Source organism: Streptomyces sp. NPDC085932, from assembly GCF_044540525.1.
GTDB lineage: Bacteria > Actinomycetota > Actinomycetes > Streptomycetales > Streptomycetaceae > Streptomyces > Streptomyces levis.
Map to the genome: position 1 here is coordinate 478,774 of NZ_JBITSJ010000002.1, position 23,651 is coordinate 502,424.

Below are 23,651 nucleotides of genomic sequence, written 5' to 3' on the forward strand. Positions count from 1 at the left end.
ACCAGGCGCGGCGCCCGGGAGCCTGACGGGAGAAAAGCCCGCATGCTCGAACCGACCGAACCCGCAGAGTCCTCGCAGGGCTCCGAACAGAACACCCCCAGCGACACCCTGCCGCCCCGCCGGCGGCGGCGTGCCGCGTCCCGCCCGGCGGGGCCGCCCGCCGGTGCCGCCGACGCGCCGGCCGAGACCGTCGCGCCGGCCATACCGGCCGCCGAGGCCGACGAGCTCGCGGCCGATGCCGAGGAGCCGGCGGCCGATGCCGAGAAGACCGGCGAGGCCGACAGCGACGTGACACCGTCCGCGGAGACCGCCGCCGACGCGACGGAGCCCGCCGAGGCCGCCGCGGTGGAGGACACCGCGTCCGCCGGGCGCAAGCGGCGCCGTGTGGTGCGCCGCGCCTCCGCGCCGGCCGGGACTCCGGCTTCCGAGGCCGCCGCCGAGACGGTGGTGCCCGCGAGCGCCGCCCCCGCCGCCCCCGAGACGCCGGACCAGGCCGAGGCCTCCGCCTCCGCCGACGTCTCCGCCCCCGTCGAGGACGCCGCTCCCCGGCGCACCCGCCGCCGCGCGACCCGCAGTGTCACCTCGCCCGCCCCCGCTGCCGCCGGGACGGACACGCAGGCGCAGGCCGACCAGCCCGCGCAGGCCGACCAGAGCGTCCAGGCCGACAAGGCCGCCCAGACCGACCAGCCCGCCCAGGCGGCACAGACCGGCAGGACCGGCAGGACCGCCCGGACCGGCAAGGCCGCGCAGGCCGCCCAGGCGGCGCAGAGCGTCCAGGCCGAGCAGGCCGACCAGGGCGCGCCGGTCGACGCCGCGTCGGCCGCCGCCCAGGCGTCCGAGGCCACCGAGGCCGGCACCGCCGGTGCCGAGGCCGTCGACGACGCCGCTCCGCGCCGTACCCGCCGCCGCGCTTCGCGCCGCGTGTCCGCGCCCGCCGGGGCGCCCGCTGCCGCCGACGCGGCCGACTCCGGTGTCGACGCCGGTCCGTCCGGCTCCACCGCCGCGTCCGCCGAGGCGCCCGCGGAATCGCCCGAGGAGGCGAACGCTCCCGTGTCCGAGAACCCCGCCGAGCCGGCCCGCAGGTCCAGGACCCGGTCCCGCTCCAAGGCCGCCGCCGAGACGACCCCCGTGTCCGAGGCCGCCACCGACGCCGCACAGGCCTCCGGCCAGGCCCCTGCCGCCTCCGAGGCCCCCGCCGAGGACGCTGCCCCGCGGCGCCGCCGCCGGGTCGTGCGCCGGGCCGCCGGCGGATTCGCCGAGCCCGCCCAGCCCGCCAAGCGCGCCGCCGGTGCGGCCGCGGGCGAGGGCGAGGGACCGGCGCGCCCCGCCCGGCCCGCCGTCGCCCTCTTCCAGCCGCCCGTCTTCACCGAGCCCCAGTTCCAGACCCCGGAGCGGGCCGCCGCCGCGGCCGCCGCCGAGGCGGCCGGCACGGCCGAGGAGCCCGAGGACCTCGCGCAGGACACGCCGGACGCGCAGGACACGCCGGACGCGCAGGACGGACGCGACGACCGCTCCGACCGCGACGAGCAGACCTCCGCGTCCCGCCGCCGTCGCCGGCGCCGGGGCGGCGAGGAGCCGGAGGCCCCGGCCGCCGAGACCGTCGCCGAGGAGCCTGAGGAGGAGGCCGAGGAGGCCGCCGAGGACCAGGCCGAGGGCGACGACCAGAACGACGACGAGGGCCCGGGCTCGCGCCGGCGCCGTCGCCGGGGCGGTCGCCGCCGCCGTCGCGGCGAGTCCGCCGAGAGCGACGGCGACGCCGACGGCGACTCCGACGAGATCGCCGCCGCCCAGGCCGCGCAGGACGCCGAGGACACCGCGGAACAGGACGAGGAGGACGGCGAGGACGCCGACGAGGCCACCGACCGGGACGACTCGTCCGGCGGGGGCGGCTCCAGCAGCAGCCGCCGTCGTCGGCGCCGCCGGCGCCGCGCCGGGGACTCCGGCCTCGACGCCGAGCTCTCCGACGACGACCCCAAGCGCACGGTCGTCAAGGTCCGCGAGCCCCGGCCCGCCCGCGAGAAGGGCAGCGAGCCCTCCGACGAGGTGCAGTCCATCAAGGGCTCGACCCGGCTGGAGGCCAAGAAGCAGCGCCGCCGTGAAGGCCGCGAGCAGGGCCGCCGGCGCGTCCCGATCATCACCGAGGCCGAGTTCCTGGCCCGTCGTGAGGCCGTCGAGCGCGTGATGGTCGTCCGTCAGCACGGCGACCGCACCCAGATCGGCGTCCTCGAGGACAACGTGCTCGTCGAGCACTACGTCAACAAGGAGCAGTCGACCTCGTACGTCGGCAACGTCTACCTCGGCAAGGTGCAGAACGTGCTGCCGTCGATGGAAGCCGCCTTCATCGACATCGGCAAGGGCCGCAACGCCGTGCTGTACGCGGGCGAGGTCAACTTCGAGGCGCTCGGCATGGCCAACGGGCCGCGCCGCATCGAGACCGCCCTGAAGTCCGGGCAGTCCGTGCTGGTCCAGGTCACCAAGGACCCGATCGGGCACAAGGGCGCGCGTCTGACCAGCCAGGTCTCCCTGCCGGGCCGCTACCTCGTGTACGTGCCCGAGGGCTCCATGACCGGCATCAGCCGCAAGCTGCCCGACACCGAGCGGGCCCGGCTGAAGACCATCCTCAAGAAGATCGTCCCCGAGGACGCGGGCGTCATCGTGCGCACCGCCGCCGAGGGCGCGAGCGAGGACGAGCTACGCCGGGACGTCGAGCGGCTGCAGCAGCAGTGGGAGGACATCCAGAAGAAGGCCAAGAACGGCAACGCGCCGACGCTGCTGTACGGCGAGCCGGACATGACCGTCCGCGTCGTGCGCGACATCTTCAACGAGGACTTCTCCAAGGTCGTCGTCAGCGGCGACGAGGCCTGGTCGACGATCCACGGGTACGTCTCGCACGTCGCCCCGGACCTCGCCGAGCGGCTGCAGAAGTGGACCTCCGAGGTCGACGTCTTCGCCACGTACCGGATCGACGAGCAGCTCGCCAAGGCCCTGGACCGCAAGGTCTGGCTGCCCAGCGGCGGTTCGCTGGTGATCGACCGGACCGAGGCGATGGTCGTCGTCGACGTCAACACCGGCAAGTTCACGGGCCAGGGCGGCAACCTGGAGGAAACCGTCACCCGGAACAACCTGGAGGCGGCCGAGGAGATCGTCCGCCAGCTGCGGCTGCGCGACCTCGGCGGCATCATCGTCATCGACTTCATCGACATGGTGCTGGAGTCCAACCGGGACCTGGTGCTGCGGCGCCTGCTGGAGTGCCTGGGCCGGGACCGTACGAAGCACCAGGTCGCCGAGGTGACCTCGCTGGGCCTGGTGCAGATGACCCGCAAGCGGGTGGGCCAGGGCCTGCTGGAGTCGTTCTCCGAGACCTGCGTCCACTGCAACGGCCGCGGCGTCATCGTGCACATGGAGCAGCCGACCTCGACCGGTGGCGGCGGCAAGCGCAAGAAGCGCGCCCGTGCCGGCGCCGCCGACCAGCCGCACGTCCACGAGGCGGCCGTCGAGACCGCCGAGCAGGAGGCGGAGACCGAGGCCGAGGTCGTCGCCGAGGCCGCCGAGCCGATCGCACTGCCCGAGCCGGCCTTCGAGCCGGACGAGGAGCTGTACAGCAGCGCCGCCGAGGCCGAGGCCGCGGCCACCCGCGGACGGTCGCGGCGCCGGGCGAGCCGCCGCGCGTCGGCCCCGGCGGGCGCACCGCGCGGCGAGTCCGCGAAGGCGGAGCGCACCACGGCCGAGCCGGTCGCCGATCGGGCCGGGGCTCCCACGGCGCAGGACGTGACCGCGGCGGACGAGGCCGCCCGTCCCGTGCAGCCGGAGCCGGCCGCCGAGGCGCAGGCCGAGCCGATGGCCGTGGAGGACCCGGTGGTCGAGGCGGCACGGGCTGAGCAGCCCGAGCAGCCCGAGCAGCCCGAGCAGCCCGCGCCGGCCGTTCCGGCCGAGGAGGCCGCGCCGAAGGGCCGCACCCGGCGGCGGGCCACCCGCAAGGTGTCCGCTCCGGCCGGTTCGCCGGCGGGAGCCGAGGCCGCCGTCGTGACGGTGGCGGAGACCGCGCCCGCGGTGTCCGAGGCCCCGGAGGCCCCGGAGGCCGCGGCGGTCGAGCAGGCCGCGCAGCCCGAGCCGGCCGACGAGGCGCCCGCCGAGAGCCCGGCCCCGGCCCGTCCGCGGCGCCGTGCCGTGCGCAAGTCCACCGCGCCCACCGCGTCCGAGGAGGCGGCCGTCGTGGTCGTCCCGTCGGCTCCGGCGGAGGAGCCGGCGCAGGAGCCGGTGCAGGCCGCCGCTCCGGCCGCCGACGCGGGGGAGCCGGGCGAGGCGGCCGTGACGGCCGAGGAGCCGGCCGCGGCCAGGAAGACGGCCCGCAAGACGGCCAAGAAGGCCACGGCGAAGAAGGCCGCCACCAAGAAGACCGCGGCGAAGAAGACCACCGCGGCCAAGAAGACGACGGCCAAGAAGGCGGCGAAGACCACCAAGACGGCCGCCAAGAAGGCCACGTCGAAGAAGACCGTGGCGGCGGAGCAGACGCTCTCCTCCGTCACCGCCTCCACCGACGAGGACTGACCCGCAGGAAGCCTGTGCGTCCGGAGTGACCGGACGCACAGGCGCGGGGCCCGGCCCGGTTTGACCCTCTCGGCCGCAGCCCCGTAACCTTGACCGTCGGCGTGTCGACTGACACGTCACATCCCCGTAAACCTCATCCTCCGGGCGCCGGGCGCCCAGGAGAGGCCGCTCGCTCTGCCGGGTGGCTGGCCTGCGGGGGTGCCGTTTCCCGAGCGAGAGAGTGAGTTCCGCGTGTACGCCATCGTGCGCAGCGGTGGTCGCCAGCACAAGGTTGCTGTCGGCGACATCGTTGAGGTTGACAAGATTTCCACTGCCAAGGTTGGCGACACGGTCGAGCTCTCGACCCTGCTCGTTGTCGACGGCGACGCCGTGACCAGCGACCCGTGGGTGCTGGCCGGCATCAAGGTCCAGGCCGAGGTCGTGGACCACCACAAGGGGCAGAAGATCGACATTCTGCGCTACAAGAACAAGACCGGTTACCGCCGTCGTCAGGGCCACCGCCAGCAGTACACGGCGATCAAGGTCACCGAGATCCCCACGGCTGCGAAGTAAGGGACTGAGGAGAAATGGCACACAAGAAGGGCGCATCGTCCACTCGGAACGGTCGCGACTCCAATGCCCAGCGGCTCGGCGTGAAGCGCTTCGGCGGTCAGGTCGTCAACGCTGGTGAGATCCTGGTCCGTCAGCGCGGCACCCACTTCCACCCGGGTGCGGGCGTCGGCCGTGGCGGCGACGACACGCTGTTCGCGCTCCAGGCCGGTTCGGTGCAGTTCGGCACCCACCGTGGCCGCAAGGTCGTGAACATCGTTCCGGTCGCCTGATCGGACACTCTCGCGAGGCGGACCTCACTTCCCGTTGCGGGAAGGCGGGTCCGCCTTTCGCTTGTTGAACAAGTACATCTCGTTGAACAAGTAAATCTCGCACGTACTTCTGGAGGCACCCACCATGACCACCTTCGTGGACCGCGTCGAGCTCCATGTCGCCGCGGGTAGCGGAGGCCACGGCTGTGCCTCCGTCCACCGTGAGAAGTTCAAGCCGCTGGGCGGCCCGGACGGCGGCAACGGCGGTCGCGGCGGGGACGTGATCCTCACCGTCGACCAGTCGGTCACCACGCTGCTCGACTACCACCACTCCCCGCACCGCAAGGCCACCAACGGCAAGCCCGGCGAGGGCGGCAACCGCTCCGGCAAGGACGGGCAGGACCTGGTCCTGCCGGTGCCGGACGGCACGGTCGTGCTCGACAAGGCGGGCAACGTCCTCGCGGACCTGGTCGGGCACGGCACGTCGTACGTCGCCGCGCAGGGCGGCCGCGGCGGGCTCGGCAACGCGGCCCTGGCCTCGGCCCGGCGCAAGGCGCCCGGATTCGCGCTGCTCGGCGAGCCGGGGGACATGCAGGACATCGTCCTGGAGCTGAAGACGGTCGCCGACGTGGCGCTCGTCGGCTACCCGAGCGCGGGCAAGTCCTCCCTGATCTCGGTGCTCAGCGCCGCCAAGCCGAAGATCGCCGACTACCCCTTCACCACGCTGGTGCCGAACCTCGGCGTCGTCACGGCCGGTTCGACGGTCTACACGATCGCCGACGTTCCCGGGCTGATCCCCGGGGCCAGCCAGGGCAAGGGCCTGGGCCTTGAGTTCCTGCGGCACGTGGAGCGGTGCAGCGTGCTCGTGCACGTCCTGGACACCGCCACCCTGGAGTCGGACCGCGACCCGCTCTCCGACCTCGACATCATCGAGGAGGAGCTGCGCCAGTACGGCGGGCTGGACAACCGGCCGCGCATGGTCGTGCTGAACAAGATCGACGTACCGGACGGCAAGGACCTGGCCGAGATGGTGCGGCCCGACCTGGAGGCGCGCGGGTACCGCGTCTTCGAGGTGTCGGCCGTGGCGCACCTGGGGCTCAAGGAGCTGTCGTTCGCGCTCGCCGAGCTCGTGGCGCAGGCCCGGGCCGCGAAGCCGAAGGAAGAGGCCACGCGGATCGTCATCCGGCCCAAGGCCGTGGACGACACCGGCTTCACCGTGACCCGCGAGGACGACGTCTTCCGGGTGCGCGGCGAGAAGCCCGAGCGGTGGGTGCGGCAGACCGACTTCAACAACGACGAGGCGGTCGGCTACCTGGCGGACCGGCTCAACCGGCTCGGTGTCGAGGAGGCGTTGATGAAGGCCGGCGCCCGGGGTGGCGACGGCGTCGCCATCGGCCCCGAGGAGAACGCGGTCGTCTTCGACTGGGAGCCGTCCGTGACGGCCGGTGCCGAGATGCTCGGCCGGCGCGGCGAGGACCACCGCTTCGAGGAGTCGCGTCCGGCCGCGCAGCGCCGCAGGGACCGGCAGGCCGAGCGGGACGAGGCGCAGCAGGAGTTCGACGACTTCGAGCCGTTCTGATCCGAGCCGCTTCCCCGACGGGTCGTACGGGGCCGCGCGGATGAGGGGCCCGGACCCCCGCCACGCGGCCACCGCCCCCGGGTTTCGCTCACCCACCTCGAACTGAACACCTGTCAGACTCGCCCCGGCAACGGCTTGTTCCAGCGCTGGCGGCGGGTCTTCTTTTGTCTGCTTAGTTGTCATGTACGTGAACCCCGGCGTTCAGCGGGCGGACCGCCCGCGAGCGTGAAGCTTCCCCGTGTCCATGTGGCCAGCGAGGTAAGGGAGTCAGCCGATGACCGGAGCAGTGTCCCCCGACCGACGCCGCTTTCTGACCGCGGGCGCCGCCGTGCTCGGTGCCGCGGCCTCCGCCCAGCTGTGGCTTCCGGCCGCCGCGCACGCGGCCGAAACGCCGTTGCCCGACGGGGTGTTCAGCCTCGGCGTCGCCTCCGGGGACCCGCTCCCGGACGGCATCGTGCTGTGGACCAGGCTCGCCCCGGACCCGCTGAACGGCGGTGGCATGCCGGAGCGGGTGGTGCCGGTGGAGTGGCAGATCGCCGAGGACCACCGGTTCAGAAGGGTCGTCCGCCGGGGGACCGCGCAGGCCCGGCCCGAGTACGGGCACAGCGTTCACGTGGACGTACGCGGACTGCGCGCGGACCGTGCCTACTGGTACCGCTTCCGCACCGGCGGTCAGCTCTCGCCCGTCGGCCGCACGCGCACCGCGCCCCACCCCTACAGCGCCGGCGGCTCCCTGCGCATGGCCCTCGCCTCCTGCCAGAACTGGCAGCACGGCTACTTCACGCCCTACGCGGACATGCTCGACCAGGACCCGGACGTCGTGGTCTTCGTCGGGGACTACATCTACGAGTCCACGCCCTCGGCCACGGCCCTGCGGCGGCACGAGGGCACCGGCGAGCCGTTCGGCCTCGTCCAGTACCGCAACCGGTACGCCCAGTACCGCACCGACCCGGACCTCGCGGCGATGCACGCGAACGCGCCCTTCGTGGTGACCTTCGACGACCACGAGGTGGACAACGACTTCGCCGGCGAGATCCCGCAGGATCCGGACAAGCAGCCGCACGACGCGTTCGTGGCCCGCCTGACCGCGGCCTACCAGGCGTTCTACGAGCACATGCCGGTCCGTGCCACCGCCGTGCCGAACGGCCCCCACATCCGGATGTACCGCCGCCTGGAGTTCGGCCGCCTGGCCCGGCTCAACGTCCTGGACACCCGCCAGTACCGCAGCGATCAGGCCACCAGTCAGGAAGGCGCCCAGGACCCCTCGCTGACCATGCTGGGCGCGCGGCAGAAGCAGTGGCTGCTGAACGGCCTGCAGGACTCGCCGGCCCGCTGGAACCTCATCGCCTCGCAGATCATGATGGCCGAGACGGACCTCAAGGTCGGCGAGGGCAAGCTCTGGTTCTACGACGCCTGGGACGGCTACCAGGCCGAACGCAACCGGTTCATGGAGGAGTTCAGGCAGGTCCGCAACCCGGTGGTGCTCTCCGGCGACCGGCACCTGACGATGATCAGCGACCTCAAGGAGGACTACGCCGACCCGGACTCCGCGGTCGTCGGCGCCGAGTTCGTCGGCACCTCCATCTCCAGCAACGGCGACCAGGACCAGGAGGCCTTCCGCCGGGAGTGGGACCCGCGGCGGCCGGACAACCCGCACTGGAAGCTGCTCGACGCGCACCGCGGCTACCACCTCTTCGACATCCGCCGGGGCGGCATCGACGCGCAGGTGCGGGTGGTCGACACCGTGCGGCAGCCGCAGGCGACGCCGAGCACGCTGGCCCGGCTCCGGGTCGAGGCGGGCCGGCCGGGCGTGGAGGTCGTCTGACCGCGACACCGGTACGCCGGGGGCACACAGGAGCCCGGGACTCTTCGGAGTCCCGGGCTCCCGCCGTACGGGCGCGGCCGGGCGCGGCCGGGCGCGCGGGCGTCACCTTGCCCGCACCGAGACCGAATTGCTGCGGAATCTTGATCGAGAACTCCTTGTGGAGTTACTCACAGCAATTAGAGGGACCCTCGCGAGGCCCTGGAACCGTCTCACCAATCACCAGCAGTACCAGGTGAATGACAGGTTGCGCGCACATATGCGGCGAAGGGCGCTCACCTTGCACTGCGGTAACCAAGAGTGGGACCATTTCGAAGTTCCCTGTCGCCCCAAGGTAGGTCACCTGTGTCCCAGCACATAGCCAAGCCCCGTACCACCGCAGTGATCCTGGCCGGTGGCACCGGTCAGCGGGTGGGTCTGTCGATCCCCAAGCAGCTGCTGAAGATCGCCGGCAAGGCAGTCATCGAGCACACGCTGACCACCTTCGAGAACGCCGACTCGATCGACGACATCATCGTGCTGATGGCACAGGGCTACGTGCCCGACATCGAGAAGATCGTCGCGAAGGCCGGATTCAAGAAGGTCTCGAAGATCATCGAGGGCGGTTCCACGCGGAACGAGACCACCGAGCGCGCCATCGCGGCCCTCGGTGAGGGTCTCGCCGAGGGCGAGGACGTCAACGTCCTCTTCCACGACGCCGTGCGCCCCCTGCTGTCGCAGCGCGTCATCGACGACTGCGTCACCGCCCTGGAGCGCTACCAGGCCGTCGACGTGGCCATCCCGTCCGCGGACACCATCATCGTCACGCGCACGCACGGCGAGGACGGCGAGTTCATCACCGAGATCCCGGACCGCGCACGGCTGCGCCGCGGCCAGACGCCGCAGGCCTTCAAGCTGTCCACGATCAGGCGGGCCTACGAGGTCGCCGCCGGCGACCCCAACTTCCAGGCCACCGACGACTGCTCCGTCGTGCTCAAGTACCTGCCCGACGTGCCGATCCACGTCGTCGCGGGTGACGAGTACAACATGAAGGTCACCCAGCCCGTCGACGTCTTCATCGCCGACAAGCTCTTCCAGCTCGCCTCCACGGCCGCGCCCGAGCAGGTCTCCGAGGAGGCCTACCGCGAGCTGCTCACCGGCAAGACCGTCGTCGTCTTCGGCGGCTCGTACGGCATCGGCAAGGACATCGCCGAACTCGCCGAGTCCTACGGTGCCACCGTCTACGCCCTGGGCCGCTCCACCACCGGCACGCACGTGGAGAACCCGGAGGAGGTCGACGACGCGCTGTCCAAGGCGTACGCCGAGACCGGCCGCATCGACTACGTGGTGAACACCGCCGGCGTGCTGCGCATAGGCAAGCTCGCCGAGACCGACAACGCCACCATCGAGGAGGCGCTGAAGGTCAACTACCTGGCCCCGGTGCAGATCGCGCGCTCGTCGTACAAGTACCTGTCGGAGACCAAGGGCCAGCTGCTGCTCTACACCTCCAGCAGCTACACCCGCGGCCGCGCCGAGTACAGCCTGTACTCCTCGACCAAGGCCGCGATGGTGAACCTCACCCAGGCCCTGTCCGACGAGTGGGCCGGCGACGGCGTCCGCGTCAACTGCATCAACCCCGAGCGCACCGCGACCCCCATGCGCACCAAGGCCTTCGGCCAGGAGCCCGCGGGTTCCCTGCTGTCCTCCGAGGCGGTCGCCCGTACCTCGCTCGACGTGCTGCTCTCCGAGCTGACCGGGCACGTCATCGACGTCCGCCAGCAGGACCCGACGGCCGGCGCGGCCCGCGCGTCGGGCTTCGAGCAGGCCCTGGCCTCGGTTCTGGACCGGCAGGACGGCGTGTAATAATTGGCGCCAATTAGACTTCGGTAATTCAGGCCTCTGCGCCCTCCTGTTAACGGGGATCCGTCAACGGGGGTGTTCGCAGGGGCCTGAATCCATACAGTCCCGCGAATATTCACAGACCAGCCGCATTCAGAACCAAGACCGGCACACCCCTCTCAAGAGCAGGTTTCTCCGTGATATCCACCGCTATTCGCGTCGCCCGGGTGGGCAGCGCGGCCGAGCTGGCCGCGGCGGTCCTCATGGTGGCGGGGTTCCCCGCCCTCATGCTGGCCGCGCTCGTCCCGAGCGTTCCCGCCTTCGCGGCAGCGGCCGCCGTGACGTACCTGGCGGACCACTATCTGCACCGCAAGGGCAGCTACCTGATCAACCGCCTCGGCAAGGTCCGGGCCGGACTGTCGATCCGCTTCCTGATCCGGCAGCTGCTCCTGGTCCTGCTGCTGGCCCGGCTGTCCCTCGCGGACAACCTGATCTACTACGGCGCGATCGCCTGCTTCATCGCCTTCTACGGTCTGCAGGCCCCGCACGGCGCGCTGGTGCAGCTCATCCGCAACCGCCGCCGCATGCCGGTCGCCACACGCAACGTCGACCTGAAGTCCCGCATCCGCATCCCGGACGCCCCGCCGCGCCGGCTGCTGCACCGCTCCGCCGAGAAGATGCTCCACCTCGACCTCGCGGCGGTCGTCGGCATCCTCCTGGCCGCACAGCTGAAGTCCTCCCTGATCGGGTTCGCCGGCATCGGCCTCACGGTGGCCCTCGCCACCCTGTACGTCCTGGCGCTGGTGCCGTTCGTGCGCGGCCGGAAGATCCCGCCGAACGCTGAGCGCGTGCTGGCCGCCGTCGACGACTGGCTGGGCGAGTACAGGCCCGAGACGGTGCTGTACTTCTCCGGTTCGAAGGACTCCGCGTACCAGGTCAACATGTGGCTGGACACGATGGAGAAGCTGGACTCCAAGCCGCTGATCATCCTGCGCGAGCGGGCCATCCTGAACAACCTGGCGCCCACCACGGTTCCCGTCATCTGCGTGCCCGGAGGGGTGCACCTGATGAACCTGGACCTGTCCACGGTGCGCGTCGCGCTGTACGCGGCCAACGTCGGCAAGAACATCCACCTGCTGCGCGTGCCCACCATGAAGCACGTCTTCATCGGCCACGGCGACAGCGACAAGCTCGCCAGCGTCAACCCGTTCAGCAAGGTCTACGACGAGGTGTGGACGGCCGGCCGCGCGGGCCGCGACCGCTACGCCATCGCCGACGTCGGTGTCCGCGACGAGGACATCGTCGAGGTCGGGCGCCCCCAGCTCGCCCCCATCCAGACCTGGCAGGGCGTGCCCGAGGGCCGCATCCCGACCGTGCTGTACGCCCCCACCTGGGAGGGCTGGGACGGCAACCCGGGCAACACCTCGCTCGTGCTGGCCGGCGAGAACATCGTGCGCAAGCTGGTGGCCGCCGACCCGCCCGTGCGCGTGCTGTACAAGCCGCACCCGTTCACCGGCACGGTCAGCAAGGAGGCCGGCGCCGCCCACCAGCGCGTCACCGCCCTGGTCCGCAAGGCCGCCGCGGAGCGCGCCATGGACCCGCGTTTCGTCGCCGACACCGCCGCCCAGGCGCAGGCCAAGGCCGAGCTGAACCGGATCGAGGCCCGGCTGGCGCAGCTGTCCGGCGCCGGCAACGACCGCGGCGACGAGGCCGAGGCCACCCGTGACGGGCTGATCGACATCGCCCGCCACGAGGAGGTCGCCCGGCTGCGCGCCGAGTGGAACGACGCCTACTGGCGTTCCTTCCCGAGCTGGGAGCACGGGGTCGTCACCGGCGCCGAGCCGCGGCTGTACGACTGCTTCAACGTCTCGGACGCGATGGTCTCCGACATCTCCAGCGTGGTCTCCGACTTCATCGCGAGCGGCAAGCCGTACGCGGTGACGGACTCCGCGGAGGTGGGCGTCGAGGAGTTCAAGCGGAACAACACGGCGGTGCGTGCCGCGGTGATCCTGTCCAACAGCGCGAAGGAGCTGGGCGAGCTGCTGGACGCCGTGCGCGACCCGGCCGCCGATCCGCTGGCCGAGGACCGCAAGGAGCTCAAGCAGTACCTGCTGGGTCCGGACGAGCCGACCTCCCTGGAGCAGTTCAACACCGCCGTCGGGAACCTCGCGCTCAAGGCAGAGACGCGCAACGTCGGCCAGCAGTCACGGGACGCGGCGGCCCTGGCCGAGGCCGAGGCCGAGCTGGCGAACGCCGTGCCCGGGCAACGGGTGTCCACGGCCGGTGACACGGACGGAGTCGGCACGGGCTGAACCGCCGCCGACCGCTGACGAGTTCGGCCCCCGAGGAGTTCCTCGGGGGCCGGACTTTTTTGTTCTCCCGTTCCCCGCCCGTTCACCCTGTGACGTGTCCCACTAACACCCGTGTGCGAGGCAACCGCTTGCCTCGATCACCCGTCTACCAATGAGCAATGAGGCGATACGGGGGGAATATCCCATTGACTAGGGGGAAAAGTGACCGTGACGCAGCCTGATGTGAGTGTGATCATCGGGGCGTACGAAGCGATGCCGTACCTGATCGAGTGCCTCTCGTCCGTCGAGGCACAGACCATCGATCCGGACCGCGTCGAGGTCATCGCGGTGGACGACGGATCGACGGACGGCACGGGGGAGTACCTGGAGGAGTTCGCCGCGCGGGCGCCCATGCCCGTGCTGGTGATCCGGCAGGAGAACTCGGGCGGCCCCAGCGGCCCGCGCAACGTGGGCCTGGGCAAGGCGAGCGGCCGCTACGTCTTCTTCCTCGACGCCGACGACCGGCTGGGCCCCGAGGCGCTGGAGCGGATGGTCGCCATGGCCGACCGTGCCGGCACGGACGTCGTCCTCGGCAAGGTCGAGGGCGTCAACCGCTCGGCTCCGAAGTCCATGTGGGGGAAGACGGTGGAGCGGACGGACGTCTACTCCTCCAACATCAAGTTCACGTTGAGCGCGCAGAAGCTGTTCCGCCGGGAGCTGCTGGACCGGCACGGCATGCGGTTCGACGAGTCGCTGTTCACCGGCGAGGACGCGCTGTTCACGATGGAGGCCTACCTCCGGGCGAACGGCGTCTCGGTGGTGGCCGACCACACCTGCTACTACCTGGTCGGCCGTGACGACGGCAAGCACGTGACCAAGAGCGGCAGTTACACGCTGCGCTTCGACTCCGCGCGGGCCCTGATGCACCTCATCGCCGAGCTCGTCCCGGCGGGCGGCCGGCGCGACCAGCTGATGGTCCGGCCGTTCCTGGTCACCCTGCTGCCGCAGTTCGGCCCGAAGTTCGCCACCGACAGCGAGGAGGTCCGGCGGCACAAGCTGGAGCTGGCCAAGCCGCTGATGGACACGTACTGGACGGAGGGCGTCGCCCAGCGCCTGAAGGTCCACGAGCGGCTGCGCCTGCACCTGGTCGCCGAGCAGCGCGCGGACCTGCTCCTGGACGTGGTGCGGTTCGTGAAGGCCAAGAAGCAGGCGGCGGCCCTGCTGGAGAAGAAGGGCCGCCGCGTCTACCTGGCCTACCCGCACTTCCGCGACCGTGCCGCGGGCATCCCGGACGCGGTCTACCTCGCCGAGCCCCACGAGGCCCGGGCGTTCCCGGGCTACCGGGAGGGCGGCGTCGAGACGTTCGTACGGCGGGCGGTGCGCAAGGCGCGGCGCGTGCTGACGTCCCGTGAGGTGCGGCCGGCGGCCTGAACGGCAGCGGGGCCGGGGTTTCCCCCGGCCCCGCAGTCGTCCCGGCGTCCCGCTGTGCCGGTGTCCCGCCGGTCAGCGTGGTGCGGTCGGGATCGCCGTTTCCGTGCGCTGGCCGGGCAGCTCCGCGGCCAGCCGTTCCGCCACCCGCGCCCGGTGGTCCCGGGCCTTCGCGCACAGCGCCCGCACGGCCTGGGCGAAGCGCTCCTGCGACGACGGCTCGGCCGGGCCGAGCAGCCGCAGCTTCAGCTCGGCCCGCGCCGCGGCCAGTTCGTCCTTCTCCGGGTGCCGGACCGACTCCAGCAGATCCGGCACCCCGGCCGCGTCCGGCGTCAGCACGGTCGCCGCCGCCACCGTCGGGAACGCCGCGCGGAAGGCGTCCTCCGGCAGCCCGCTGGTGTTGGCCACCGCGTACGGCTTCTCGCTGGCCAGGAAGTCGCTGATCACGCTGGAGACATCACTGATCAGCAGGTCGGCCACGTTGAAGCAGGAGTACAGCGCGGGCCGGACGTCCGTGACGACCTGGTGCTCGCCCTCCGGCAGCGACGCCCAGTAGGCCTCCTCCCAGGCGGCGGTCGCCCGCGCCACCGCCTGTGCGCGGCCCGGCTCGGGAGCCGACTGCACCAGCATGCGCTCCACCGTGTCCGCCCCGGGCCGGAAGTCGGCCGTGGTGAGCCGGTCCAGCTCGGCGGCGCGGCGCGCCAGGTCCGCCGCGGCCGGCGTGCGCGTCGCCGCCCGCTCCCGGTTCGCCGCCCGGATCAGCTCCCGGATGCGCAGGTCGGCCGCGCCCGCGCGCGGATCCACCGACCCCGTCAGCGGATGCGGCTTGTACAGCACCCGCACGCCCGGGTCGGCGAGCAGCGCCCGCACCAGGTTCTCGCCGGCCGCGACCACCGAGGTGTTGCCGGGGTTGCCGTCCCAGCCCTCCCAGGTCGGCGCGTACAGGACGGTCGTGTACGCCCCGGCCGGCGGACCCGCGTAGGGCAGCACTCCGTCCAGCTGCGGGCGGCCCGTCTCCACCACGTCCTTGTCCTCGACACCGACCTCGGCCAGCGCGTACCGCTCGCGGGCGGCGGGACCGGCCACCCACACCTCGTCGTACGCCTTCGCGTACGGGTTGCACGAGGACAGCTTGTCGCTCTCGCCGTGGTTGACGAAGGTGTGCTTGATCGTGGGGATGCGCAGCACCTGGGAGGTCTTGCCCGAGTTCGAGGGGTGGATGAGGACCTGGAGCGTGGAGTGCTCCAGGCGCATCAGCGTGGACACCTTCGGCAGGCACACGATCGGGATGTCCGTCGCCGCGATCTTCTGCACCATGAACCGCTCGCGCAGCACGATGACCGGACGGCCGTCCAGCTCGGCCAGCGGCTCCAGCCACATGTTCGCCTGGTAGGCAGAGGCGGCTCCGCCGGAGAAGTACAGGCCGACCGTCGGCCGGTAGGAGGCCAGCCACGCGTCGAACCACTCCAGCACCTGCTGCTCGTCGGCCGGCCGGCGTCCCGGCAGCAGCCGCAGCAGCAGCGCGCCCAGCCCGGCCAGGGCGAGCAGCAGGGACAGCGCGATGCCCGCGGCCGCGAGGACCGGCCGGCCGCCCGCCGCGCCGGCCAGCAGCCCGGCCGTCGCCGGCAGGCCGAACACCAGCAGCCGCAGGCCGGGGCGGCGCAGCAGCACGGCCGGGGCGGGGGACAGCCGCAGTGCCGAGGCGTCGATGTTGCGGGTCACCACCGGCAGCGTGCGGGTGCGGCGCACCAGCACGGAGACCGCCTGGATCGCGCAGTGCAGCGCGTAGAAGGCGAGCAGCGCGCCCACCAGCGGGGCGTACACCGTCTCCCGGTCCTGCTCGCCGATCCGCAGCAGCGCCACGACCAGCAGCAGGTCCCGCAGGACGTGGCGCACGGTGATGTCCGCGTGCGACTTGGCGAACAGCGCCAGCACACCGCGCTGCCAGCGGTACAGGACGCCCTCGACGGCCAGGGACACGGCGGTCGCCGCGAGCAGCAGCGGGACGTGGGGCAGCAGCGCCGCGACTGCCTGGGCGGCGAACGCGGCGGCCAGGACGACGGTGACCAGCCCCTTCAGAAGGGCCGGTGGGCGGGGAAGAGGTACGGGCACTGCGGTCACTCCAGGAGCGTCGGTTCGGCGCAGGTCGGCCGTACGGGTTAACGCGCGGCGACCTCCGGACGACACGCGCGTGTCCTCGGGCCGGGCCGGGCGACTGCGCCCCGTCGTGCGCTCGGACCGTAGCGGAATCTCGTGTTCCTGTCGTGGGGCCGGGTCACAGGAGGCCGGAACCGCCGTGTCCACCCTCGTGTGACCCCGCCCGCACCGTCCGTAGCGTGGACCGGCTCGGCGGCGGACCCGCGCGTCCCGTAGATTTCCCGGTGAGGGACCGGAACGCGGCGAGGGGACGGACGGCGACGTGGCAGGGGCAAGGCAGGCCGTGGGCGAGGCCCGCAGGATCGTCGTCAAGGTCGGATCCTCCTCGCTGACCACCGCCTCGGGCGGCCTGGACGCGGACCGCGTGGACGCGCTGGTCGACGTGCTGGCCAAGGTCCGCAGCGGGGGAGAGAGGGAGATCGTCCTGGTCTCCTCCGGCGCCATCGCCGCGGGTCTCGCACCGCTCGGCCTGCGCCGCCGCCCCAAGGACCTGGCCCGCCAGCAGGCCGCCGCCAGCGTCGGCCAGGGCCTGCTGGTCGCCCGCTACACCGCCTCCTTCGCCCGCTACGGCGTCCGCGTCGGCCAGGTGCTGCTCACCTCCGACGACATGAGCCGCCGCGCCCACCACCGCAACGCCTCGCGCACGCTCGACAAGCTGCTGGCGATGGGCGCCTTCCCGATCGTCAACGAGAACGACACCGTCGCCACGGACGAGATCCGCTTCGGCGACAACGACCGGCTCGCCGCCCTGGTCGCCCACCTCGTCCACGCCGATCTGCTGGTCCTGCTCTCCGACGTGGACGGCGTCTACGACGGCGACCCGGGCAGGCCCGGCACCTCCCGCATCGCCGAGGTGCGCGACCCGGCCGACCTGGCCCACGTCGAGATCGGCAGCGCGGGCAAGGCCGGCGTCGGCACCGGCGGCATGGTCACCAAGGTCGAGGCAGCCCGGATCGCGGCCGCCGCCGGCGTCCCCGTCGTCCTCACCAGCGCCGTCCACGCCGCCGACGCGCTGACCGGCCAGGACACCGGCACCTTCTTCCACCCCACCGGCCGGCGCTCCGCCGACCGGCTGCTGTGGCTCCAGCACGCCTCCACCCCGCAGGGCGCCCTGACCCTCGACGACGGAGCCGTCCAAGCCGTCGTGGAGCGCCGCAAGTCGCTGCTGCCGGCCGGCATCGCCGCCGTCGAGGGCGACTTCACCGCCGGCGACCCGGTCGAGCTGCGGGACGGCGCCGGGCACGCGGTGGCCCGCGGGCTGGTCAACTTCGACGCCAAGGAGATCCCGCGGCTGATCGGCCGTTCCACCCGGGAACTCGCCCGCGACCTCGGACCCGCGTACGAACGGGAGGTCGTACACAGGGACGACCTGGTGGTTCTGCACCCGTAATGTGTCGAAACATCCGCCCCCGGTGGTGGACGTTCCGCAAAACCGCCCCACGAGCCCGTGCGGCCTGCTCAACTTTGTCCCAGGGAACTGTTCCGCAGCAGCGCCACAAGCAGCGCCACTGAGCGAAGGAGGCCGTCGTGAGACGAGTGCGCCCTGGGACGCCGGCGTCCCGTGGTGGTACCGGCTCCCGCGCGGCCGGTGAGGAGCGCGCCCTGACCAGCGTCGCGGCCGGAGACCGGTTCGAGGGCGAGGAACCCGCGGACCTCCCGCGCCTGTGGCACGTCACCCTCAGCGTCTCCGGCAAGGAGGCCCCGCTGCCCGAGGTCAGGCGTGCCCTGGAACAGCTCGCCCACGACCATCCCTTCCTGCTGACCAGCCGCTACGCCGTCGACCACGCCGAGATCCGCTACTGGGAGGAGGCCCGCGACCTGCACGACGCGGCCGCCGTCGCCCTGCGGCTGTGGGGCGAGCACCGGCAGACCGCCGGACTGCCGCCCTGGGAGATCGTCGGCCTGGAGGTCATCGACCGCGCGACCTACCACCAGCGCATCGCCGAGGGGTACGGGCCGCCCCCGGCCTCGCCCGTCGGAGTTCACCCGTTCTGACCCGCTCCGGCAGGAGTCTCGCGAAGTGTCTCGGGGTGTGGAACGCGCGAGGAACACCCTCGCCCGGCGCACTACCCTTCCCTCATGACCACGCTCTCGCCGTACGACTCCATGTCCCCGGTCACCGAGGCCGCCTACCGGGCCAAGGCCGCCGCCGCGAGCCTCGCGCCGCTGCCGCGGGCCGAGAAGGACGACGCGCTGCTCGCCATCGCGGACGCGCTGGAGGTCCGCACGAGCGAGATCGTCGAGGCCAACGCCAAGGACGTCGCCAAGGCCCGCGAGTCCGCCCTCGGCGACGGCATGATCGACCGGCTCACGCTCACCCCCGAGCGGGTCCGCGCCATCGCCTCCGACGTGCGCGACGTCGCCGCCCTGCCCGACCCGGTCGGCGAGGTCGTGCGCGGTAACACGCTGCCCAACGGTATCGACCTGCGCCAGGTCCGCGTGCCGCTCGGCGTCGTCGGCATCATCTACGAGGGCCGGCCGAACGTCACCGTCGACGCCGCCGCCCTCTGCCTGAAGTCCGGCAACGCCGTCCTGCTGCGCGGCTCCTCCTCGGCCTACCAGTCCAACACCGCCCTGGTGCGCGTCCTGCGCGACGCCGTGGGCGGGGCCGGGCTGCCCGCCGACGCCATCCAGCTCGTGCCCGGCGAGAGCCGCGACAGCGTGCGCGAGCTGATGCGCGCCCGGGGCCTGGTCGACGTGCTCATCCCGCGCGGCGGCGCCTCCCTGATCAACACGGTCGTCCAGGAGTCCGTCGTCCCGGTCATCGAGACCGGCACCGGCAACTGCCACGTCTACGTCGACGCCCAGGCCGACCTCGACATGGCCGTCGAGATCCTGATCAACTCCAAGGCCCAGCGGGTCGGCGTCTGCAACGCCGCCGAGACCCTCCTGGTCCACCAGGACATCGCCGCCGCGTTCCTGCCGCGCGCCCTGGACGCCCTCGCGGAGGCCGGGGTCACCGTCCACGCCGACGAGCGCGTGCAGGCCTACGCCAAGGACTCCAAGGCCACCGTCGTCGAGGCGACGGCCGAGGACTGGGAGACGGAGTACCTGTCGTACGACATCGCCGCAGCCGTGGTCGACTCCCTCGACAAGGCCGTCGAGCACATCCGGCTGTGGACCTCCGGCCACACCGAGGCGATCGTGACGACCTCCCAGCAGGCGGCCCGCCGCTTCACCCAGCTGGTCGACTCCACCACCGTCGCCGTCAACGCCTCCACGCGCTTCACCGACGGAGGCCAGTTCGGCTTCGGCGCGGAGATCGGCATCTCCACGCAGAAGCTGCACGCCCGCGGCCCCATGGGCCTGCCGGAGCTGACCAGCACGAAGTACATCGTCACCGGCGACGGGCACGTCCGCCGCTGACCGGACGCCCGAGGGCCGGTGCACCCGAACGGCGGCATGGCGCAAGCGCGTGCGGCGGAGGGCTCAGCGCCCGGTCGCGCGCCCTTGCGCGCTCCGGTGCGAGCCGTCTCGACCGGCGGATGAATTTCCATACCGTCTGCCCAAATTGACCCCCCAGGTCTACTCTGGATCCGTGCCGGAGGACGTGGGGGGCACGCCGTTTCCGGACGGCCGCGAGCCCGACGACGACCACGACCGCGGGGTGTCGGACGAAGAGTTCGCCTCCGTGGTCTTCGACGAGGCCTTCGTACGCGCGGCCGTGGTGCACGAGCCGACCGCCGTGGAGCGCCTCCTGGCCGCCGCGCAGGCGAGAGCCGAGGCCTCCGAGGCGGAGGCCGCCCGCCGCGCCCACCCCAGGGGCGAGCGGTACGACGACGGGTACGGCCCGGACGGCCGCGGTCTCGGCCGTGATCCGGACCTGGACGACCTGGACGAGCCCGACCTGCTGGAGGACCACTACGGCGACACGGGGCCGTACTCCAAACAGGTGCGCTGGCACCGCCCGGTCGCCTGGCTGCTCGCCCTCGTGATGGGGATCGGCATGGTCGCGCTCGCCTTCACGGCGGTCTACCGCGGGGCGTCCTCGAACCGCGAGGGCCCCGTGCCGCCGCCCGCCTCGACCGGGCTGGAACAGGGCGGCGGGGTGGCCCCCTCCGCTTCCGCCGACTACTCCCAGCCGGCCGTCTCGGTGATCCCGCGCACCCCCTGACCTGAAGCCACCCCTTGGTGAGGACCTGTCAGAACTTGTGGAGCAGCCCGGCGTTTACCCGGGCTCGCGGCGACCTACCCTGAAGATATGGGCGGGCCTGGAGACCCACCTGAGGGGACACCCGAGGGCGCTCCCGGAGGTGGAGAGGACGAGTACCGATCCGTCGTCTTCGACGAGTCGTTCGTCCGTGCTGCCCGCCTTCAGGAGTTCTCCGCGCAGGAGCGCATGGCCGACCACGCGCCCGCCGTGCGCCGCCGCCCGCCCCTGCGACGGGGCCTGTCCCGGCAGGCGCTGGTCCTGGTCCTGCTGATCGCCATCGCCTTCGGCACCGCGATCTACATGGGGGTCCGGCACCCCTACCAGACCCCCGCCGCCCGGGAGCCGGTCGAGCCGCTGCGGATGACTGTGATCCCGCTCGTCCCCGAGGGCAAGGTGCCCGGGGCGGCCGACACGGCGTACCTGTACGCGCACAGCCCCGCCGCGCAGTTCAAGACCGGCGCGGAGGGCGTGCCGCTGCCCGCCTCGCGGCGTACCGCGCACTTCTCGGACAGCCAGGTCGTGACCGCCCTGTCCACGGCCAAGGACTACGTGGTGCGCTCCGCCCTCGACCCGGAGGTGATCACGGGCGGCGAGATCCGTGCCGTGCGCGTGCTGCTCGACCCCGACCAGCTGGACCAGTTCGACCAGAGCTTCGCCCGCCCCACCGCGGACGGACGCCACGCGCCGACCGGCTGGCTCGTCCGCTTCGACCCCTCCCGGGCCGAGCTGGCCGACCGCCGGGTGCGCGTCCAGGGCACGCTCCAGGCCGCCGAGACCGACGCGTCGACGCTGGAGGTCACGGCCGATCACACGTTCGTGTACGCCCTGCGGCCCGCCGGGGCCGGTGACGAGGGCGAGGTGTCCCTGTTCACCGTCCGGCGCGAGCTGCAGTTCCGCTTCGACCGCGACGACCTGCGCCTGCACCAGGCCCAGCTGGTCGTCTCCTACGTCCAGGCCGGCCCGCTGTCCTGCGCCGAGGACTCCACGCACCACCTGCGCCCCCTGCTCGCCGGCCAGACCGCCAAGGAGGGCGGCCCCGCCGGCACCGACCCCTACGCGACGGGCAGCGCCACGGCCCTGTGCGGCTCCCTGGCGACGAGCGCGCAGCCGAAGGTGTGAGGCCCCACCCCGGACCCGCGGCGCCCCGCTGCGCCCGGGGAACCCGGCTCCGGAGGCGCGTCGCAGGCCGTCACGGGGCGGCCGGCTCCGGAGAGCCGTCGCGGGCCGGCGCGGTCATGGGAGGCCCTTCGGACTTCAGGGCCGGGGGCGGGAGACCTCGCGGGGCGAGGTGGCTCAGCGGTCGTCGCGCGGTGTTCCGTCGTCCCCCGGAGCGTCCGACGAGCCCGGCGACTGCGGGCCCCCGGGCGGCTTCGGGGACGAGTTCGTGAAGCCGCCGAAGCCCCGGCGCACCCGGTCGCCGAGGTCGCCGGCGCCGCCGGCCAGGTCCGTGACCAGCTTCATCAGCGGGTCCTTCGAGCTCTTCACGTGCGTGCTGTAGTGGTTGGCCGACTCGCGCCAGGAGTCCCTGACGGAGGTGTCCTTGTCCTCGTCGCGCCGCGGGTAGTGGCCGTCCATGATGCGCTGGTAGTCCCGCGACTCGGCCCACTTCTTCAGCTCGGCCGCCCGGACGGTCGTGAACGGGTGGGAGCGGGGCAGCACGTTCAGGATCTTCAGCACGGAGTCGCGCAGGTCGCCGCCGGCCTCGTACTCCTCGGCCTGGGCGAGGAACGCGTCCACGTTCATCTCGTGCAGGTGGTTGCCGCCCGCGATCTTCATCAGGCCCCGCATGGACGCCTGGAGGTCCTGTCCGACCAGCAGTCCCGCCCGGTCCGCGGACAGCTCCGACTTGCGGAACCACTCCCGCAGGCCCGTGACGATCGCCATGATCGCGAGGTTGCCCAGCGGGATCCAGGCCACCCGGACCGCGAGGCTGGTCAGGAACAGCAGGATCGTCCGGTAGACCGAGTGGCCGGACAGCGCGTGCCCCACCTCGTGGCCGACGACCGCCCGCATCTCCTCCTCGTCGAGCAGCTCGACCAGGCCCGTCGTCACGACGATGATCGGCTCGTCCAGGCCGATGCACATCGCGTTGGGCTGCGGGTCCTGGTTCACGTACATCGGCGGGACCTTCTCCAGGTCCAGGATGTAGCAGGCGTCGCGCAGCATCACGTTCAAGTGCGAGAACTGCTGGTCGGAGACCCGCACCGAGTCGGACAGGAACAGCAGCCGCAGACTGCGCTCGGGGAGCAGGCCGCTGAGCGCCTTGAACACCGTGTCGAAACCGCTCAGCTTGCGCAGCGCCACCAGGGCGGAGCGGTCGGCCGGGTGCTCGTACGTCCGTGAGGAGATCCCTGGGAAGCGCCTGCGCTGCCGGCTCGGCACGTGCTCGTGCCCGTCCTGGTCATGGCCGTCGGACATGTGTCTCCCCTGTGCGTCTGGATGACCTTTGCGGCCCCTTGTGCGGCCCTTTGCTTCCCCGAGGCTGAGCTCAGCCTAGGCGGAGTTACGGTGGTCGGGCAGTACAGCGAAGGGAACCACCGTCATGGAGCACCACCCCGCCGCCTGGCTCGCCGAGGCCGCGAACGCCGCCGACCGGCAAGGGGGGCCGGGGATCCTCCGGATCGTTCTGCTCGTGATGATCGTGGGCTGTGCGGTGACCGCGTGGTTCCTGCTGCGCGGCTACAGACGGAAGGACGACTGAGGCGGCGCGAAGGTTCCCCCGCCGGACCCCCGGGACCGGGCCGGCGCGGGCACGCGGTCCCGGACCCGGGGACTCCCGCCGCACGAACAGGCGGAGTCGGGGTGATCGCGGCCGAGGCGCCCGCTTACGATGAGCCGACGTCTTTAACCCGCCCACACGCGATAGGTCCTGCCGAAGATGAGCTTCCACAGCACCGCTGCCCCGTTGGTCACCCTCGCCGCCGAGGGCGGAGAGCACGGCGGAAACCACGAGAGCCTCAGCCCCTACCTCACCGGTGGCGCCGCCCTCTTCATCCTGCTGCTCCTGCTGTGGATCACCACCCGCTTCAACCGCGACCGCTGAGCCCGGCAGGGC

The 23,651-nt window shown here is 72.4% G+C and carries 17 protein-coding genes; 15 read left to right on the forward strand and 2 right to left on the reverse strand.

Going from position 1 to position 23,651, the window contains the following annotated elements; genetic code table 11:
* Positions 1–42: 42 nt before the first annotated feature.
* The 8 genes from ACIGAQ_RS11365 (at position 43) to ACIGAQ_RS11400 (ending at position 14,289) form a co-directional block, all read left to right on the forward strand.
* Entirely contained in the window at positions 43–4,548 is a 4,506-nt protein-coding gene (locus ACIGAQ_RS11365) for an Rne/Rng family ribonuclease (protein ID WP_399781509.1), read from the forward strand.
* Between the two features lie 231 nt (positions 4,549–4,779).
* Positions 4,780–5,100: a 50S ribosomal protein L21 gene (gene rplU, locus ACIGAQ_RS11370; protein ID WP_003990208.1), complete on the forward strand. Its 321-nt coding sequence runs from the start codon at positions 4,780–4,782 to the stop codon at positions 5,098–5,100.
* A 14-nt stretch (positions 5,101–5,114) separates the two neighbouring features.
* On the forward strand, positions 5,115–5,369 hold the full coding sequence (gene rpmA, locus ACIGAQ_RS11375) for a 50S ribosomal protein L27 (RefSeq protein WP_010041940.1): 255 nt from the start codon (positions 5,115–5,117) through the stop codon (positions 5,367–5,369).
* 124 nt (positions 5,370–5,493) lie between these two features.
* Positions 5,494–6,927, forward strand: a complete 1,434-nt coding sequence (obgE, locus tag ACIGAQ_RS11380) for a GTPase ObgE (protein ID WP_311686886.1) — start codon at positions 5,494–5,496, stop codon at positions 6,925–6,927.
* Between the two features lie 274 nt (positions 6,928–7,201).
* The gene (locus ACIGAQ_RS11385; RefSeq protein ID WP_399781514.1) at positions 7,202–8,752 is read left to right on the forward strand and encodes an alkaline phosphatase D family protein; all 1,551 of its coding nucleotides are present in this window, start codon (positions 7,202–7,204) and stop codon (positions 8,750–8,752) included.
* A gap of 342 nt (positions 8,753–9,094) precedes the next feature.
* Complete coding sequence (locus ACIGAQ_RS11390; RefSeq protein ID WP_311686882.1) at positions 9,095–10,591, forward strand: bifunctional cytidylyltransferase/SDR family oxidoreductase; 1,497 nt, start codon at positions 9,095–9,097, stop codon at positions 10,589–10,591.
* Between the two features lie 203 nt (positions 10,592–10,794).
* A complete protein-coding gene (locus ACIGAQ_RS11395; RefSeq protein WP_399783120.1) occupies positions 10,795–12,879 on the forward strand; it encodes a hypothetical protein in 2,085 nt (694 codons plus the stop codon).
* 201 nt (positions 12,880–13,080) lie between these two features.
* Positions 13,081–14,289, forward strand: a complete 1,209-nt coding sequence (locus ACIGAQ_RS11400; RefSeq protein ID WP_399781517.1) for a glycosyltransferase family 2 protein — start codon at positions 13,081–13,083, stop codon at positions 14,287–14,289.
* A 72-nt stretch (positions 14,290–14,361) separates the two neighbouring features.
* Here the strand turns inward: ACIGAQ_RS11400 and ACIGAQ_RS11405 are convergent, their stop codons facing one another.
* On the reverse strand, positions 14,362–16,398 hold the full coding sequence (locus ACIGAQ_RS11405) for a hypothetical protein (protein ID WP_399783123.1): 2,037 nt from the start codon (positions 16,396–16,398) through the stop codon (positions 14,362–14,364).
* Between the two features lie 328 nt (positions 16,399–16,726).
* On the opposite strand from ACIGAQ_RS11405, the gene proB reads away from it, so the two are divergent.
* The 5 genes from proB (at position 16,727) to ACIGAQ_RS11430 (ending at position 21,715) form a co-directional block, all read left to right on the forward strand.
* Positions 16,727–17,833 (forward strand): glutamate 5-kinase, encoded by a 1,107-nt coding sequence (gene proB / locus ACIGAQ_RS11410; RefSeq protein ID WP_311686953.1) that lies wholly within the window; start codon positions 16,727–16,729, stop codon positions 17,831–17,833.
* A 146-nt stretch (positions 17,834–17,979) separates the two neighbouring features.
* On the forward strand, positions 17,980–18,438 hold the full coding sequence (locus ACIGAQ_RS11415) for a hypothetical protein (protein WP_311686951.1): 459 nt from the start codon (positions 17,980–17,982) through the stop codon (positions 18,436–18,438).
* 84 nt (positions 18,439–18,522) lie between these two features.
* Positions 18,523–19,809: a glutamate-5-semialdehyde dehydrogenase gene (locus ACIGAQ_RS11420; RefSeq protein WP_399781520.1), complete on the forward strand. Its 1,287-nt coding sequence runs from the start codon at positions 18,523–18,525 to the stop codon at positions 19,807–19,809.
* Between the two features lie 145 nt (positions 19,810–19,954).
* A complete protein-coding gene (locus tag ACIGAQ_RS11425; protein ID WP_362274725.1) occupies positions 19,955–20,557 on the forward strand; it encodes a hypothetical protein in 603 nt (200 codons plus the stop codon).
* Between the two features lie 87 nt (positions 20,558–20,644).
* Entirely contained in the window at positions 20,645–21,715 is a 1,071-nt protein-coding gene (locus ACIGAQ_RS11430) for a hypothetical protein (RefSeq protein WP_362274722.1), read from the forward strand.
* 174 nt (positions 21,716–21,889) lie between these two features.
* Here ACIGAQ_RS11430 and ACIGAQ_RS11435 read toward each other — a convergent pair whose 3' ends face one another.
* Positions 21,890–23,014, reverse strand: coding sequence for a M48 family metallopeptidase (locus tag ACIGAQ_RS11435; RefSeq protein ID WP_362274719.1), 1,125 nt, complete (start codon positions 23,012–23,014; stop codon positions 21,890–21,892).
* Between the two features lie 124 nt (positions 23,015–23,138).
* Between ACIGAQ_RS11435 and ACIGAQ_RS11440 the strand changes: the two genes are divergently transcribed.
* Both ACIGAQ_RS11440 and ACIGAQ_RS11445 read left to right on the forward strand, forming a co-directional pair.
* Positions 23,139–23,297 (forward strand): hypothetical protein, encoded by a 159-nt coding sequence (locus ACIGAQ_RS11440; protein WP_311686869.1) that lies wholly within the window; start codon positions 23,139–23,141, stop codon positions 23,295–23,297.
* Positions 23,298–23,474: 177 nt separating this feature from the next.
* Positions 23,475–23,639, forward strand: a complete 165-nt coding sequence (locus ACIGAQ_RS11445) for a hypothetical protein (protein WP_311686867.1) — start codon at positions 23,475–23,477, stop codon at positions 23,637–23,639.
* Positions 23,640–23,651 lie beyond the last annotated feature (12 nt).

Coding starts and splice junctions, on each gene's coding strand:
- ACIGAQ_RS11440 (WP_311686869.1), top strand. CDS start 23,139: ATGGAGCACCACCCCGCCGCCTGGCTCGCCGAGGCCGCGAACGCCGCC.
- ACIGAQ_RS11365 (WP_399781509.1), top strand. CDS start 43: ATGCTCGAACCGACCGAACCCGCAGAGTCCTCGCAGGGCTCCGAACAG.
- ACIGAQ_RS11435 (WP_362274719.1), bottom strand. CDS start 23,014: ATGTCCGACGGCCATGACCAGGACGGGCACGAGCACGTGCCGAGCCGG.
- ACIGAQ_RS11430 (WP_362274722.1), top strand. CDS start 20,645: ATGGGCGGGCCTGGAGACCCACCTGAGGGGACACCCGAGGGCGCTCCC.
- rpmA (WP_010041940.1), top strand. CDS start 5,115: ATGGCACACAAGAAGGGCGCATCGTCCACTCGGAACGGTCGCGACTCC.
- ACIGAQ_RS11420 (WP_399781520.1), top strand. CDS start 18,523: ATGACCACGCTCTCGCCGTACGACTCCATGTCCCCGGTCACCGAGGCC.
- obgE (WP_311686886.1), top strand. CDS start 5,494: ATGACCACCTTCGTGGACCGCGTCGAGCTCCATGTCGCCGCGGGTAGC.
- ACIGAQ_RS11385 (WP_399781514.1), top strand. CDS start 7,202: ATGACCGGAGCAGTGTCCCCCGACCGACGCCGCTTTCTGACCGCGGGC.
- ACIGAQ_RS11445 (WP_311686867.1), top strand. CDS start 23,475: ATGAGCTTCCACAGCACCGCTGCCCCGTTGGTCACCCTCGCCGCCGAG.